General features: G+C 70.7%; 14 protein-coding genes and 1 pseudogene. 9 read left to right on the forward strand and 6 right to left on the reverse strand.

Features of this window, described 5'->3' with window-relative positions; translation table 11 throughout:
* Positions 1–25: 25 nt before the first annotated feature.
* The 3 genes from JKV81_RS24870 to JKV81_RS24880 all read left to right on the forward strand — a co-directional run bounded on the left by JKV81_RS24870 (position 26) and on the right by JKV81_RS24880 (position 4828).
* On the forward strand, positions 26–1879 hold the full coding sequence (locus JKV81_RS24870; protein ID WP_202077872.1) for an outer membrane protein assembly factor BamB family protein: 1854 nt from the start codon (positions 26–28) through the stop codon (positions 1877–1879).
* Between the two features lie 58 nt (positions 1880–1937).
* Positions 1938–3887, forward strand: coding sequence for an outer membrane protein assembly factor BamB family protein (locus JKV81_RS24875; protein ID WP_129263899.1), 1950 nt, complete (start codon positions 1938–1940; stop codon positions 3885–3887).
* A gap of 245 nt (positions 3888–4132) precedes the next feature.
* Complete coding sequence (locus tag JKV81_RS24880; RefSeq protein ID WP_129267001.1) at positions 4133–4828, forward strand: helix-turn-helix transcriptional regulator; 696 nt, start codon at positions 4133–4135, stop codon at positions 4826–4828.
* 33 nt (positions 4829–4861) lie between these two features.
* Here the strand turns inward: JKV81_RS24880 and JKV81_RS24885 are convergent, their stop codons facing one another.
* Both JKV81_RS24885 and JKV81_RS24890 read right to left on the reverse strand, forming a co-directional pair.
* Positions 4862–5149, reverse strand: coding sequence for a hypothetical protein (locus JKV81_RS24885; RefSeq protein WP_099177330.1), 288 nt, complete (start codon positions 5147–5149; stop codon positions 4862–4864).
* Between the two features lie 15 nt (positions 5150–5164).
* Positions 5165–6835, reverse strand: a complete 1671-nt coding sequence (locus JKV81_RS24890; protein ID WP_099177329.1) for a sodium:solute symporter family protein — start codon at positions 6833–6835, stop codon at positions 5165–5167.
* A 237-nt stretch (positions 6836–7072) separates the two neighbouring features.
* Here JKV81_RS24890 and galT point away from each other — a divergent pair, with 237 nt between their 5' ends.
* From galT to galK, 3 genes are read left to right on the forward strand one after another with little or no spacing between them, the layout of a single operon-like run.
* Positions 7073–8116: a galactose-1-phosphate uridylyltransferase gene (gene galT / locus JKV81_RS24895; RefSeq protein WP_129263898.1), complete on the forward strand. Its 1044-nt coding sequence runs from the start codon at positions 7073–7075 to the stop codon at positions 8114–8116.
* Positions 8113–9093, forward strand: a complete 981-nt coding sequence (gene galE / locus JKV81_RS24900; protein WP_124277364.1) for a UDP-glucose 4-epimerase GalE — start codon at positions 8113–8115, stop codon at positions 9091–9093. The genes galT and galE overlap by 4 nt, the downstream gene beginning before the upstream one ends.
* On the forward strand, positions 9090–10265 hold the full coding sequence (galK, locus tag JKV81_RS24905; RefSeq protein WP_202077874.1) for a galactokinase: 1176 nt from the start codon (positions 9090–9092) through the stop codon (positions 10263–10265). The genes galE and galK overlap by 4 nt, the downstream gene beginning before the upstream one ends.
* On the opposite strand, the pseudogene JKV81_RS24910 reads toward galK, so the two are convergent.
* Positions 10255–10692, reverse strand: a pseudogene (locus JKV81_RS24910) (GNAT family N-acetyltransferase); the annotation flags it as partial. The gene galK and the pseudogene JKV81_RS24910 sit on opposite strands and share 11 nt — an antisense overlap.
* A 270-nt stretch (positions 10693–10962) precedes the next feature.
* On the opposite strand from JKV81_RS24910, the gene JKV81_RS24915 reads away from it, so the two are divergent.
* Positions 10963–11757 carry a response regulator transcription factor gene (locus JKV81_RS24915; RefSeq protein WP_202077876.1) on the forward strand — a complete coding sequence of 265 codons (795 nt, stop codon included), beginning with the start codon at positions 10963–10965 and terminating at the stop codon, positions 11755–11757.
* On the opposite strand, the gene JKV81_RS24920 is transcribed toward JKV81_RS24915, so the two are convergent.
* Positions 11716–12213, reverse strand: a complete 498-nt coding sequence (locus JKV81_RS24920) for a MarR family winged helix-turn-helix transcriptional regulator (protein WP_124277360.1) — start codon at positions 12211–12213, stop codon at positions 11716–11718. The two genes, JKV81_RS24915 and JKV81_RS24920, sit on opposite strands and share 42 nt — an antisense overlap.
* 88 nt (positions 12214–12301) lie before the next feature.
* Between JKV81_RS24920 and JKV81_RS24925 the strand changes: the two genes are divergently transcribed.
* Both JKV81_RS24925 and JKV81_RS24930 read left to right on the forward strand, forming a co-directional pair.
* A complete protein-coding gene (locus JKV81_RS24925) occupies positions 12302–13108 on the forward strand; it encodes a trans-aconitate 2-methyltransferase (RefSeq protein ID WP_129263891.1) in 807 nt (268 codons plus the stop codon).
* Entirely contained in the window at positions 13105–13470 is a 366-nt protein-coding gene (locus tag JKV81_RS24930) for a VOC family protein (protein WP_129263889.1), read from the forward strand. The genes JKV81_RS24925 and JKV81_RS24930 overlap by 4 nt, the downstream gene beginning before the upstream one ends.
* A 73-nt stretch (positions 13471–13543) precedes the next feature.
* Here the strand turns inward: JKV81_RS24930 and JKV81_RS24935 are convergent, their stop codons facing one another.
* Both JKV81_RS24935 and JKV81_RS24940 read right to left on the reverse strand, forming a co-directional pair.
* Positions 13544–14230 carry a TetR/AcrR family transcriptional regulator gene (locus JKV81_RS24935; RefSeq protein ID WP_099177320.1) on the reverse strand — a complete coding sequence of 229 codons (687 nt, stop codon included), beginning with the start codon at positions 14228–14230 and terminating at the stop codon, positions 13544–13546.
* Positions 14227–15213: an acyl-CoA desaturase gene (locus JKV81_RS24940; protein WP_129263887.1), complete on the reverse strand. Its 987-nt coding sequence runs from the start codon at positions 15211–15213 to the stop codon at positions 14227–14229. The genes JKV81_RS24935 and JKV81_RS24940 overlap by 4 nt, the downstream gene beginning before the upstream one ends.
* Between the last annotated feature and the right edge of the window lie 248 nt (positions 15214–15461).

The raw sequence follows: 15461 nt of genomic DNA on the forward strand, positions 1-15461 counted from the left end.
GGACCGCACGAAGGGGGACGTGCTGATGACCCAGCCGCCCAGCCAGCAACCGCCGCAGGGGGGCTTCGGGGCTCCGCAGGATCCGCAGAGCACTCCTCAGCCGCCCCAGCCGCAGTCACCACCGGCGGCCCCGCCGCAGATGCCGCCCGCGCCCCCGCAGACGCCGCCCCCGGGCCCGCCGCAGACGCCTCCGCCCACGCAGCCCGGTTACGGCTATCCGCAGGCACCCGGGGCGCAGCCCGGCTACGGCTACCCGCAGGCCCCCGGTCAGCCGGCGCCCGGTCCGTACGCCCAGCAGCCCGGCCCCTACGGCGCCCCGTCAGGTCCGTACGCCCCCCAGCCCGGCCCCTACGGCCAGCAGCCCGGCTACGGCTACCCGCAGCAGCAGTACCCCGGCGCCCCCGCACCCGGCGGCCCCGGTGGCTCCGGCGGCGGGCCCTTCAAGGGCAAGCCCGCCGTCATCATCGGCGCGGCAGTCGCCGTGCTCCTCGTCGTCGGCGGCGGCATCTTCTTCGCCACCAGCGGTGGCGACGACGAGAAGAAGCCCGTCGCCAAGTCCAGCAGCGGCGCCCCCGACCCGAGCACCTCGCCCACCGTCGACCAGGGTGACGGCAAGGGAGACGGCCGTGAGGCGAACGACGACCTGAACGCCGGGCGCAAGGACGGCGAGGCCAAGGTCCTCTGGCTGACGAAGAACGACATCGACCTGCCCCGCAACGGCGCCGACGTGTACGGCCCGTGGATCGTCGGGGACACGCTCGTCAAGGGCATGTACCGCTCGGTCGTCGGTTACTCGGTGGCCGACGGCAAGGAGAAGTGGAAGCTCCCGCTGCCCGCCGACATGTGCGCCGCACCCGGGACCGCCACGGCCGACGGCAAGATCGTCATCGGCGTCAAGGACGGCACCACGGACAAGGCCAACTGCGCCAGCCTCCAGATGATCGACCTCAACACCGGCAAGGCCGGCTGGAAGAAGGCGGTCAAGAAGAACGGCACCTGGGACATGCTGTCCGACATCGGCCTGGCGATCAGCGGTGACACCGTGACCGTCGGCCGTACGAGCAACTCCAACGCCTACCGGGTCAGCGACGGCAAGGAGCTGTTCGGCAAGCCGTCCGGCGACTGCCAGCCGTTCGCCTTCGCCGGCGGCCCCAAGCTGATCGCCGCGGTCAGCTGCCGCACCGACGACGTGGACAACCCGCAGCACCAGGTCCAGGAGATCGACCCGGCCACCGGGAAGGCCAAGTGGACGTACCAGCCCAAGCGCGGCTGGGAGATCGACAAGGTCTACTCGGTGAGCCCGCTCGTCGTCTCGCTGACCCAGCGCGAGGAGAAGAAGTGGGGCATCCTCGCCCTCAAGGAGAACGGGACGCTCCGTTCCCAGCTGGTCAGTGACAAGGGGGACAACCCCGCCGTCGACTGCGGACACGACTTCTCCGTCTTCGGCCAGCAGCTCGAAGGGTGCAGCGGTCTCGCCGCCGACGCCAACACCTTCTACATGATGACCGAGGACGACACCAGCGGCACCGGCCGCACCAACAAGGTCATCGCGTTCGACCTGAACACCGGCAAGACCAAGTGGAAGTCCCCGGCCCCTGCCGAACGCACCATGAAGCCGCTGCGCATGGAGGGCGGCAACGTCCTGGTCTACCTGGAGCCCTCGTACGACAAGGGCGGGGCGATCGCCACGATCGCACCCACCGGAGGCGCCCCCAAGGTGCTGCTCCAGCACCCGGACTCGACGACCCGCATCGAGAACTTCTTCTCCTCCAAGACCGTCTACGCGGGCGGCCGTTCCTTCGTCGTCAGTGACCGCGTCAGCGCGAGCAACGACGAGGAGGAGAAGGAACAGACGACCATGATGGCCTTCGGCAAGTGACGGCCGACGACGGCCACCGCAGCCCCTTCTTCTCAGACCCCGCAGAGGTACGTACGCCATGACCCAGCCGCCCCAGCCGCCCAACGAACCGCCCCAGGGCGGCTTCGGTGCCCCGCAGGACCCGCCGCCCGGCGGTTTCGGCGCGCCCACCCCGCCGCCCGCCGACCCGCTGGCCAAGCAGCCCCCGGCCGCACCGCCGACCCCGCCCGCCGGTGGCTACGGGAGCCCGCCCACCCCGCCGGCCGGTGGCTACGGCAGCCCGCCCACCCCGCCCGCAGGCGGTTACGGCAGCCCGCCGCCGCCCCCGCCCGGTGGTGGTTACGGCGCCCCGCAGACGCCCCCGCCCGGACAGCCGCCGCAGAACCCCGCGTACGGCTACCCGCAGGCGCCGCCCCCCGGGCAGCCGCCGGCCCAGCCCGGCTACGGCTTCCCGCAGGCGCCCCCGCCGGGGCAGCCCGGCATGTACCCGCAGCAGGGGTACGGCTACCCGACCGCGCCGATGCAGCCGCAGTACGTCGCCCCCCAGCCCGGCGGCGGCAAGAAGTTCACCACCCAGATGCAGATCATCGTCGCCGCGGTCGTCGCGGTGGTGCTGATCGTCGGCGGCGGCATCTTCTACGCCTCCAGCGGCGGTGACGACGGCAAGCAGGAGGAGGCGTCCTCGGCCGGCCCCGGCGGCGAGGGCAAGGACGGCGAGGGCAAGGGCGGCACGGGCGACGGCCTGGCCGGCGGCACCGAGAAGGCCCCGGCCGACACCAAGTCCAAGGTCGGCTTCCAGCTCCCGCACCCGAAGGTCACCGACACCACGGTCGTCGCCGGTTCCTGGGTGACCGACAAGGTCTACGTGAAGTCCGGCGTGTACGAGGTCGTCGGCTACGACCTCGCCAAGGGCACCAAGCTCTGGTCGATCCCGCTGGAGGGCCAGGTCTGCGCCGCGTCCCGGCACATGAGCAAGGACTACAAGACGGCCATCGCCTTCGAGGAGGGCAAGCCGACCGCCAAGGACAAGTACCCCTCCTGCAACCGGATCGGCGCGCTCGACCTCGCCACCGGCAAGCTGATGTGGAGCAAGTCCGTCACCTCCACGTCCAGCGGTGACGAGCCCGTCCGCTTCAACGAGGTCACGCTCAGCGGCGCCACGGTCGCCGCGGGCGGCACCAGCGGCGGCGCCGCGTTCAACCTCGCCAACGGCGCCGAGCTCTGGAAGCCGAAGACCGACACCAACAACTGCTACGACATGGGCTACGGCGGCGGCGAGGCCCTCGCGGTCGTCCGCAAGTGCGGCGGCTACGACGACCCGCAGCTCACCATCCAGGCGCTGAACCCGACCACCGGCGCCCCGCTCTCCTCGTACAACATGCCGGCCGGTGTCGAGTACGCGAGCATCGTCTCCACCAAGCCGCTCGTGGTCGCGGCTGACGTCGGCGACACCGCAGGCGACGGCAGCAGCATCTCGGACTTCTTCTCCATCGACGCGGCCACCGGCAAGCTCATCGTCCGGATCTCCGCCGACGCCGACAAGTACGCCGGGGACTGCGGCTCCACCGAGGTCGAGGAGTGCACCGCCCTGGCCGTCGGCAACAACAAGCTCTATGTGCCGACCGAGCGGCACGAGGGCGGCGGCGAGTACGGCGACACCAACGAGATCGTCGCCTTCGACCTCACCACCGGCAAGCTCGTCGGCGGCAGGGCGGACGCGGGCGACCGCTACACGCTGACCCCGCTGCGCATGGACGGCTCCAACGTCATCGCGTACAAGGAGCCCCCGTACGACAAGGGCGGCCAGATCGTCTCCATCAACGGCTCGACGTTCGAGGAGACCGTGCTGATGGTCAACCCGGACGACGAGTCGGTCCGTGACGCGGAGACGAGCTTCTCCGTGGACTACGCCGAGTTCATCTACGAGAAGGGCCGGCTGTTCATCTCCGAGCAGATGGTCAGCGAGCCCAGCAAGTCCAGCACGCTCGACGACAAGCAGTACCTCGTCGTCTCCTTCAGCACCGTCTGACCCGCCCGGCCCGCCCAGGGCCCGGACGGAACGGCCCTGCCGGTTGATCATCCGACCGGCAGGGCCGATCGTTTTCCGACGGGCAAGTAGCCCTGAATGACTCAGAATTCGGCATTCTGGGGGGCTTCTGCCCGGTAGAGGGCGCGCGGCGTCGAACAAGCGTGTAACTTGCCGGGTCAGAGGGGCCGGGGGGCCTGTTCAGGGTTACGCAGCGGTAGTGCGCTGCACACATGGGGGCTTTTCCGATGGGCGTGCGGCTCATGGTGGTCGATGACCACCGTCTGCTCGCCGAGGCACTCGCCTCGGCGCTGAAATTGCGCGGGCACCGGGTGCTCGCGGCAGCCGCGCCGACCTCGGGGTCCGCGGAACTGGTCGTCAGCAGGGCGCCCGAGGTCTGTCTGTTCGGCACCGCGGCGCCCGCCGAGCCCGGGGCGTTCGACCCGATCGTGCGGATCGGACGGGAGCGCCCGCAGGTGGCGGTGGTGGTGCTCGGCCCGGTGCCGAGCCCGCGCGGGATCGCCGCCGCCTTCGCCGCGGGAGCGGCCGGCTACGTCCGCCACGACGAACGCATAGAGGGCGTCGAGCGCGCCATGGTCAAGGCCCGGGCGGGAGAGGTCGCGGTCGCCCCGCAGCTGCTGCGGGGCGCGTTCGCCGAGCTGCTGCACCCGGCGGTCCAGCCCGACGACGAGGGCCAGCGGCTGCTGCGGATGCTGACCCCGCGCGAGGTCGAGGTGCTGGTGCGGGTCGCCGAGGGCGAGGACACCCGGCTGATCGCGGCCGGCATGGGGATCGCGCCGAGCACCGCGCGCACCCATGTGCAGCGGGTCCTGATGAAGCTGGGTGTCGGTTCCCGGCTGGAGGCCGCCGCGCTCGCCGCCCGTACGGGACTGCTCGACCGGGCCGCGCCGGGAACGCCGCAGGGGCCGGACGGCCTCGCGTGAACGCGTGACGGTCCGGCCCCTGCGGTGTTCCGGTCAGCTCTCCGGCGTACCGGGCGCGCCCTCCGGCACCTGGGCCGGGCGCAGCTTCATCCAGATCAGGAAGAAGAGGCCGAGCACCAGCATGGCCAGGCCGGTCCAGAGGTTGATGTGGACGCCCTCGGCCTTCTTCAGGTCGGCGTCGGACGGGTTGATCCCGGCGATGGTGACGATCACTCCGTAGACCACGAAGAGACCGCCGATGATCCGCCGGATGTCGAACAGCCGGGCCGCGGTCGCGGACTTCTGCTCCAGCTCGGAGACTTCCTTGTGCAGGTCGGACATGGTGAGTGCCTCCGATCAGAGCGAGTAGGGCAGGTAGCAGAGGGCGGCGAGGACCATCGCGCCCCAGCCGAGCAGGGCGGGCTTGCGGTACCAGGCGCTGTCGCCCTCCTCCGGGACCTCTTCGGCGTCCGGGGACTCCGTGCCGTAGACCAGACCGGCCAGTTCGGCCTCCGGCTTGGGCGCGGTGAAGAGGGTGACGGCGACCATGACGACCGCGCCGGCGACGAATCCGACGATCGCGGAGACGAAGTTGGCGCCCTGGTCGGACGGGATGTCGATGATGCCCTGCTTGTAGATCACGAAGTAGTTGACCATCGCGGCCGTGGTGCCCGCGACGAGGCCCCAGACACCGGACTTCATCGAGGCGCGCTTCCAGAACATGCCGATGATGAAGACGACGAACATCGGGACGTTGAAGAACGAGAACAGCGTCTGGAGGTACGTCATGATGTTGGAGAAGCTGGCCGCGATGAACGCCGTGCCGATCGACGCCAGCACACCCACCGCGGTGATCAGCCGCCCGAACTTCAGGTAGTACGCGTCCGGCTGGTCCTTCTTCACGTACCGCTGCCAGATGTCCGTGGTGAACACCGTGTTGAACGAGGACACGTTGGCGGCCATACCGGCCATGAACGCGGCCAGCAGACCGGTCACCGCGATGCCGAGCACACCGTTGGGCAGGAGCTCCTGCATCAGCAGCGGGATGGCGTCGTTGTACGTGAGGTCCGAGCCGGGCGTGCCGATCTTCGGTACGACGACGGCGGCGACCAGGCCCGGGATCATCACCGCGAAGACGATGAAGATCTTCGGGAAGGCGGCGATCAGCGGGGTGCGCTTGGCGGCCGACAGGTTCTTCGCGGACAGGGCGCGCTGCACCTCGGCGAAGTTGGTCGTCCAGTAGCCGAAGGAGAGCACGAAGCCGAGGCCGAGGATGATCGTCAGCCAGTTGGCGCCGAGCGGGTTGGCGTCACCGATGCCGGTGCCGCCCCAGGCGGACATGAAGTCGGCGCCGTGCTGCTTCTCCAGCGATCCGCTCAGGCCGTCCCAGCCGCCGACGCGCTTGAGGCCCAGCAGGGTGATCGGGATCAGCGCGGCGAGGATGACGAAGAACTGCAGCACCTCGTTGTAGATCGCCGAGGAGAGGCCGCCGATGGTGATGTAGACGAGGACGAAGAGCCCGGCGACGACGATCGCGACCCACTGCGGCCAGCCGAGGAGCGCCTCCACGACGATCGACAGGGCGTAGAGGTTCACGCCCGCGATCAGGATCGCCGCGAAGGCGAAGAGTATGGAACTCAGCAGGTGCGCGGACCTGTCGAAGCGCTGGAGCAGGAACTCCGGTACGGAGCGGACCTTCGACCGGTAGTAGAAGGGCATCATCACCAGGCCGAGGAAGACCATGGCGGGGATGGCGCCGATCCAGTACCAGTGGACGACCGCGACGCCGTACTGCGCGCCGGTCGCCGCCATGCCGAGGATCTCGGTGGCCCCGAGATTCGCCGCGACGAAGGCCAGACCGGTCACCCAGGCGGGCAGCGACCGTCCGGACAGGAAGAAGTCGAGACTCGTCTTCACACTGGCCCGGGCGGCGAAGCCGATGCCGAGCACCACGACGAAGTAGATCGCCAGGATTGTGTAATCGAGCCCGTTCGTGGGGAGCCGGAGCCCTTCGGCCAGATATTGCATGGGGGGTACTCGCTTCGTTGCGCGAACTGAACCCGTCGGAACCTACGCCTATGTGTTCAGAAAATGAACAGGTCGCATGGCGTTCTTTGTTTGATCGTGATCGCACGGGATGAAATGTCCGGTTCCGACCGCCCCTGCGCACAGGCTGTCCACAGGGGTCGGCGCCATTGACTGTCGTGTTGAGTTGTGATTTGTTATGTGCGGTTATGTTTGGAGGGCGTTACATGGAGGAGCCTGGTGAAGAAGACGGTTACGACCCTCGCCGACGGCCGTGAGCTGATCTACTACGACTCCGCGGACGACACCGTCCGCGACGCCGTCGACCTGCGGCCGCTGGATGCCGTCTCGACGTCCTCGGAGATCCGCCACGACCCGCTGCTCGGCGACTCGGTGGCCATCGCCTCGCACCGGCAGGGCCGCACCTACCACCCGCCGGCCGACGAGTGCCCGCTCTGCCCCTCGCAGGAGGGCCGGCTCAGCGAGATCCCCGACACCCACTACGACGTTGCCGTCTTCGAGAACCGCTTCCCCTCCCTCGCCGGCGACTCCGGCCGGTGCGAGGTCGTCTGCTTCACCTCCGACCACGACGTCTCCTTCGCCGGCCTCACCGAGGACCAGGCCGCCCTGGTCCTGGAGGCCTGGACCGACCGCACCGCTGACCTCGCCGAGCTCCCGCAGGTCACCCAGGTGTTCTGCTTCGAGAACAGGGGCGCCGAGATCGGCGTCACCCTCGGCCACCCCCACGGGCAGATCTACGGCTACCCGTTCGTCACCCCGCGCACCGAGCAGATGCTCCGCTCGATGGAGGCCCACCGCGCGGAGACCGGCCGCAACCTCTTCGACGACGTCGTCGCCCGCGAGCTCGCCGACGGCGACCGCGTCGTCCTGGAGGGCGAGCACTGGGTGGCCTTCGTGCCGTACGCGGCGCACTGGCCGTACGAGGTCCACCTCCACCCGCGCCACCGCGTCCCCGACCTGCGGGAGCTCGACGAGGGCGCCCGCACAGAGTTCCCACAGATCTATCTGGAACTCTTGAGGCGATTCGACCGGATCTTCGGCCCCGGCGAGCCGCCGACCCCGTACATCTCGGCCTGGCACCAGGCTCCCTTCAGGGTCCCCGGCCGTGAGGAGTTCGGACTGCACCTGGAGCTTTTCACCATCCGGCGGACCACGGGCAAGCTGAAGTTCCTCGCGGGCTCCGAGTCCGGCATGGGCGTGTTCATCAACGACGTGCCGCCGGAGGCCGCGGCCCAGCGACTGCGAGAGGTAGCGAGCGAGTGAGCAACACCGGCAAGAAGTACCTGGTGACGGGCGGCGCGGGATACGTCGGCAGTGTCGTCGCGGCACACCTGCTGGAGGCCGGTCACACCGTGACCGTCCTCGACGACCTGTCGACCGGCTTCCGCGAGGGCGTCCCCGCGGGCGCCGAGTTCATCGAGGGCCGCATCCAGGACGCCGCCAAGTGGCTGGACGCCTCCTACGACGGAGTGCTGCACTTCGCCGCGTACTCCCAGGTCGGCGAGTCCGTCGTCGACCCCGAGAAGTACTGGGTCAACAACGTCGGCGGCACCACCGCCCTCCTCGCCGCCATGCGCGACGCCGGGGTGCGCACCCTCGTCTTCTCCTCCACCGCGGCGACCTACGGCGAGCCGGTCTCCAGCCCCATCACGGAGACCGACCCCACCGCGCCCACCAGCCCCTACGGCGCCTCCAAGCTCGCCGTCGACCACATGATCTCCGGCGAGGCGACCGCCCACGGCCTGGCCGCCGTCTCCCTGCGCTACTTCAACGTCGCGGGCGCCTACGGCAGCTGCGGCGAGCGCCACAGCCCCGAGTCCCACCTCATCCCGCTGGTCCTCCAGGTCGCCCTCGGGCAGCGGGAGACCATCTCCGTCTACGGCGACGACTACCCGACCCCCGACGGCACCTGCGTACGCGACTACATCCACGTCGCCGACCTCGCCGAGGCCCACCTGCTGGCCCTGGACGCGGCCACCGCGGGCGAACACCTCATCTGCAACCTCGGCAACGGCAACGGCTTCTCCGTACGCGAGGTCATCGAGACCGTCCGCCAGGTCACCGGCCACCCCGTCCCGGAGACCGCCGCACCCCGGCGCGGCGGCGACCCGGCCGTCCTCGTCGCCTCCGCCGCCACCGCCAGGGAGCGGCTCGGCTGGCAGCCGTCCCGCGCCGACCTGGCCGCCATCGTCGCCGACGCGTGGACGTTCGCCCGCCGAGAGGAGCCCACCGCACCATGACCGACAACGCCGAGCTCACCGCCTCCTTCACCGAGCTCTACGGGACCGCCCCCGAGGGCATCTGGGCCGCCCCCGGACGGGTGAACCTGATCGGTGAGTACACCGACTTCAACGACGGCTTCGTCATGCCGCTCGCCCTCCCGCACGCCGCCCGCGCCGCCGTCGCCCGCCGCACCGACGGACAGCTGCGGCTGCACTCCACCGACGTACCGGGCGGCGTCGTCTCCCTGCGCGTCGACGAGCTGACCCCGCACTCCGGCCACGGCTGGGCCGCCTACCCGGCCGGTGTCGTCTGGGCGCTCACCGAGGCCGGCCACACCGTCACCGGCGCGGACATCCAGCTCACCTCCACCGTCCCGGTCGGCGCCGGCCTCTCCTCGTCGGCCGCCCTGGAGGTCGTCACCGCGCTCGCCCTGAACGACCTCTTCCAGCTGGGCCTGAGCGCCCCGGAGATCGCCGTGCTCGGCCAGCGGGCCGAGAACGCGTTCGTCGGCGTGCCCTGCGGCGTCATGGACCAGATGGCCTCCGCGTGCTGCACCGAGGGCCACGCCCTGCACCTCGACACCCGCGACCTCACCCTGCGCCAGGTCCCCTTCGACCTCGCCGCGCACGGGCTGAAGCTGCTGGTCGTCGACACCCGCGTCAAGCACGCCCTCGGCGACGGCGCGTACGCCGAGCGCCGGGCCGGCTGCGAGGCGGGAGCCCGCGCGCTCGGCATCGGCTCCCTCCGCGACCTCCCGTACGAGGGACTGGACGCGGCGCTGGAGACCCTCGCGGCGGCCGGCGAGGACGAGTCGGTCGTGCGCTACGTCCGCCATGTGGTGAGCGACAACCACCGGGTGGAGCAGGTCATCGCGCTGCTCGACGCGGGCGAGGTGCGCGCGGCGGGCCCGGTCCTCACCGAGGGCCATGTCTCGCTCCGCGACGACCTGCGGGTCTCGTGCCCGGAGCTGGACCTCGTGGTCTCCGCGGCGAACGAGGCCGGGGCGCTCGGCGCCAGGATGACCGGCGGCGGCTTCGGCGGCTCCGCGATCGTGCTGGTGGAGGAGGCGATGGAGGACACCGTCGCCAAGGCCGTGTCGGAGGCCTTCACCGCGGCCGGTCACGCCGCGCCGGGAGTCTTCCCCGCGGTTCCCTCGGCGGGGGGCCGGCGGATCGCTCCAGCTGCTTGACCAGGATCAGCTCCGCGACGCCGGGCGGGTAGTCCTCGACCTCGCCGACCACCTCGTACCCCTGCTTCCGGTAGAAGTCCGGGGCCTGGAAGTCCCAGGTCTCCAGCCGGGAGCGGGTGCAGGCCCGGTCGTCGTGGGCGAGGCGCTCCGCCTCGGCGAGCAGCCGCGAGCCGAGGCCGAGGCCGCGGTGGCGGGCGTCGACCCAGAGCAGGTCCACATGGAGCCAGTAGGCCCAGGTCCGTCCGCTCAGCCCGCCGGCCAGCTCCCCCCGCTCGTCCAGGAGCCAGACCTCCAGCGGGACTTCGTGCTCGGCGGAGGTGGAGTGCAGGGCGCGTAACCCGGGTGATCCGTCCCAGTTGTCGTCGTTGAGACGCCGGCCCAGCAGAATACGACGTTCCTTGTCCACTTCGGTCTCAAGACGGAACATGTGCAACACCCCAGACACCGTGGGCGGTCAGTTCTGCGAATCGCCTTCCGGCGACCACCGCCCACCGTAGGCTGATGCGCAGCACCGGTGGGGGCCGGTGCCGTTTCAGGGGACGAGACAGTCGGATACGACGCCCGGGGCGGGTGGCGGCCGGCACGCGGCGGCGGCCGTGCGCCGGCGGTCCACCGGAGTGCTCCGGGCGTCGTGTCCGCCGTGGTCCGTCCTCGTCGGGGCAGGCCATGAACGGGGCGCCCCAGGAGCTCACACAGCATGGGGGTGTCTGTGGCTCGTATCCGGGTTCTGGTGGTCGACGACCACCGCATCTTTGCCGAGTCCCTCGCGGCGGCCCTCGCCGCCGAACCGGACGTCGACGTGTCGGCGGCGGGCAGCGGCCCCGCCGCGCTGCGGTGTCTGGAGCGCGCGGCCGCCGAGGGGCGCCGTTACGACGTGATGCTGGTCGACGCCGAACTGGGCACCCTCGCCACGGGTGGCGCCCACGCCGTCCCCGCGCCGCGCGGCGCACCGGAGGACGCGCCCGCCGGTGTCCCGGTGGACGGCATCTCGCTGGTGGCGGGGGTGCGTTCGAGCCATCCCCGGATCCGCACGGTGGTCCTCGCCGAGAAGGACGACCCGCGCCGGGCGGCGAAGGCGCTGCAGGCCGGGGCCTCCGGCTGGGTCGCCAAGGACTGCTCGCTGCAACGGCTGCTCGCGGTCATACGCGGTGTGCTGCGGGACGAGACACATCTGCCGGCCGCGCTGCTGACCGGCGTCCTGCGGGAGCTGACGGCGGCCCGTAAGCACCGCACCGAGAGCGAGCAGCTCGTCGAGTCGCTGACGCCGCGCGAGCGCGAGGTGCTGCGCTGCATGGTGGCGGGCCTGGGCCGCAAGGCGGTCGCGGAGCGGCTCTTCCTGTCCCCGCACACGGTGCGCACCCATATGCAGAACGTGCTGGGGAAGCTGGGCGTGCACTCCACCCTGGCGGCGGTGGCGCTAGCCCGGCGGGCAGGGGTGGGCCCGGTCGCGCTAACCGGGGATGTTGTCGAACGGGGCGGTCAGCCCGCGTAGCAGTCCGGCCAGTTCGGACCGCTGCTGGCGGGAGAGCTCGCCCAGAATGGCCCGCTCCTGGTCGAGCAGCCCGGCCAGCGACTGGTCGGCCTTGTCCCGGCCCAGATCGGTCAGCCGGACGAGGACACCACGGCGGTCGCTCGGGTCGGGCAGCCGCTCGACCAGATTCTTCTTGGTCAGCCGGTCGATGCGGTTCGTCATCGTGCCCGAGGTGACCAGGGTCTGGGTCAGGAGCTGGCCGGGGGAGAGCTGATACGGGGCGCCGGCCCGGCGCAGCGACGTCAGGACGTCGAATTCCCAGGGCTCCAGCTGGTGCTCCGCGAAGGCGATCCTGCGCGCGCGGTCCAGGTGCCGGGCCAGACGGGAGACGCGGCTCAGGACCTCGAGTGGTTCCACGTCGAGGTCGGGGCGCTCTCGGCGCCATGCAGCGACCAGTCGGTCGACCTCGTCCTCCATGTCGATCAGTGTAGAGGGTCCCTCGACATGAAGTCTCTTGAATTCAAGTGTCTTGACATCAAGAGATTCTGTTGGTGATCCTGACCCCATGACAGCGACCAGCTGGGACCCCCAGCAGTACCTCCGTCACGCGGACCACCGCACCCGCCCCTTCCACGACCTCCTGGCCCGCATCGGCCCCCTCCCGCACGAACCCGCACCCCGCGTCGCCGACCTCGGCTGCGGCGCGGGCAACGTCACCGCGCTCCTCGGCCACCGCTGGCCCGGCGCCCGCATCACCGGCTACGACAGCTCGCCCCGCATGCTGGAGCGCGCCCGCACCCACGCCGGGCCCCTCCTCGACTTCGCCGAGGCCGACGCCGCCACCTGGGAGCCCACCGAGACGTACGACCTCATCGTCTCCAACGCCCTGCTCCAGTGGGTCCCCGGCCACACCGCCCGCTTCCCCCACTGGCTGGACGCCCTCGCCCCCGGCGGCACCCTCGCCTTCCAGGTTCCCGGCAACTTCGACGCACCCAGCCACACCCTCATGCGTGAACTCGCCGGATCCTCCCCCTGGCACGACCGCCTCGGCGGCCTCCTGCGCCACGCGGACGCCGTACACAGCCCGACCGCCTACCTGGACCACCTCACCGCGCCCGGCCGCACCGTGGACGTCTGGGAGACCACCTATCTCCACCTGCTCCAGGGCGAGGACCCTGTCCTCGACTGGGTCAAGGGCACCGGCCTGCGCCCCGTCCTCGACGCCCTCGCCGACGACCCCGAGGCCCGCGACGCCTTCCTCACCGAATACCGCGACCTGCTGCGCACCGCCTACCCGGCCGGCCCGCACGGCACGGTCTTCCCGTTCCGCCGGATCTTCGCGGTCGTCCGCACCCCTGAGGAGCAGCTGTGATCACCGCCGTCGACCATGTCCAGCTCGCCGCCCCGCCCGGATCCGAGGACGCCCTGCGCGCCTTCTACGTGGGCGTACTCGGCCTCACCGAGATCCCCAAGCCCAAGGCACTCGCCGCCCGGGGCGGCTGCTGGTTCGGGACCGGCCCGGTCCAGCTGCACCTGGGCATCGAGGAGGACTTCCGTGCGGCGAGGAAGGCCCACCCGGGCCTGCGCGTCACCGGCATCGACGCCTACGCCGCCCGGCTGGCCGAACACGGCGCCCCCGTCGAGTGGGACGACAACCTCCCCGGCCACCGCCGCTTCCACTCCCAGGACCCGGTGGGCAACCGGCTGGAGTTCCTGGAGCCGGTCACCGGGTGAGCGTCACAGCGCGTCGAGCGCCTCCGGCGAGAGGAAACCACAGGCGTCATCACAACGGGTGACGCTCCGGACCTCAGCTCTTCCGGTGGCCTATCAGCCGCGGCTTCGACTCCAGGTTCTCCAGCCCGTGCCACGCCAGATTCACCAGATGGGCGGCCACCTCGGCCTTCTTCGGCTTCCGTACGTCCAGCCACCACTGGCCGGTCAGCGCCACCATCCCCACCAGCGCCTGCGCGTACAGCGGGGCCAGCTTCGGGTCGAAGCCCCGGGCCTTGAACTCCAGGCCCAGGATGTCCTCGACCTGCGTCGCGATGTCACTGATCAGCGACGCGAAGGTGCCCGTGGACTGCGCGACCGGCGAGTCACGCACCAGGATCCGGAAACCGTCCGTGTACGTCTCGATGTAGTCCAGCAGCGCGAACGCCGCCTGCTCCAGCAGCTCACGCGGATGCCCCGCCGTGAGCGCCCCCGTCACCAGGTCCAGCAACTGGCGCATCTCGCGGTCGACCACGACGGCGTACAGGCCCTCCTTACCGCCGAAGTGCTCGTACACCACCGGCTTGGAGACCCCGGCACGCGCCGCGATCTCCTCCACCGAGGTGCCCTCGAAGCCCTTGTCGGCGAACAGGGTGCGGCCGATGTCCAGGAGCTGCTCGCGGCGCTCCTTGCCCGTCATCCGGACCCGCCGGGCCCTTCGTGTGGGGGCAGGCCTGCTCTTCTCGCCGCTGGTACTTCCGTCGGTCGCCACGTCGTCAATCATGCCGGGTCTGCGGCCGCGGCCTTGCGGCGGGAGGCGATACGCGAGGCATCCGGCCACCGCACGTCGTGCGCCCAGCCCAGCTTCTCGAACCAGCGGATCAGCCGGGCGCTGGAATCGATCTGGCCCCTCATCACGCCGTGCCGCGCGCTCGTGGGGTCCGCGTGGTGCAGGTTGTGCCACGACTCGCCGCACGAGAGCACCGCCAGCCACCACACGTTCCCCGACCGGTCACGGGACTTGAAGGGCCGCTTCCCGACCGCGTGACAGATCGAGTTGATCGACCACGTCACGTGGTGCAGCAGCGCCACCCGGACCAGTGAACCCCAGAAGAAGGCCGTGAACGCACCCCACCACGACATCGTGACCAGGCCGCCGACCAGCGGCGGGATCGCCAGCGAGAGGATCGTGAAGCTGAGGAAGTGACGCGAGATCGCACGGATCGCCGGGTCCTTGACCAGGTCCGGGGCGTACTTCTGCTGCGGTGTCTGCTCCTCGTTGAACATCCAGCCGATATGGGCCCACCACAGGCCCTTCAGCAGCGCCGGCAGGTTCTCGCCGAACCGCCACGGCGAGTGCGGGTCGCCCTCGGCGTCGGAGAACCGGTGGTGCTTGCGGTGGTCGGCCACCCAGCGCACCAGCGGACCCTCCACCGCCATCGAACCCGCGACGGCCAGGGTGAGGCGGAGCGGGCGGTTCGCCTTGAACGAGCCGTGCGTGAAGTAGCGGTGGAAGCCGATCGTCACGCCGTGGCAGCCCCAGTAGTACATGACGACCAGCAGACCCAGATCGAGCCAGCTGACGCCACGGCCCCAGGCCAGCGGCACCGCCGCTACCAGGGCCGCGAAGGGCACCACGATGAACAGCAGCAGAGCGAGCTGCTCGACCGAACGCTTCTTGTCGCCGCCGAGCGTGGCGGAGGGAGCTGCGGAGTCGCCTGCCGCCGTCGGCAGGCCGTCGTCGATCACATCGGGGCTGGTGGGCATGGGGAGTCCCCCGTGAGGTGAGGAAATATGACGGTATGAGCGGGCTACGCTTCCGTAACCTACGGCAACGTAAGTATGGCAGCGAAGAGCGCCACGACACGAGAGCGCCGCCGCCACAAGCCGTGTCCGGCGAGGCCCTCACCCCCCGTCTACCCTCGATCCGTCTCACGGTGCAGGGCAGCGAGCACGCCGAACCCCCGGACACCTATCCTGGGTGGGTCGGACAGCGCGGTCCGCACTCTGCATAT

It is taken from the genome of Streptomyces silvae (assembly GCF_016745505.1).
Classification (GTDB): Bacteria; Actinomycetota; Actinomycetes; order Streptomycetales; family Streptomycetaceae; genus Streptomyces; species Streptomyces silvae.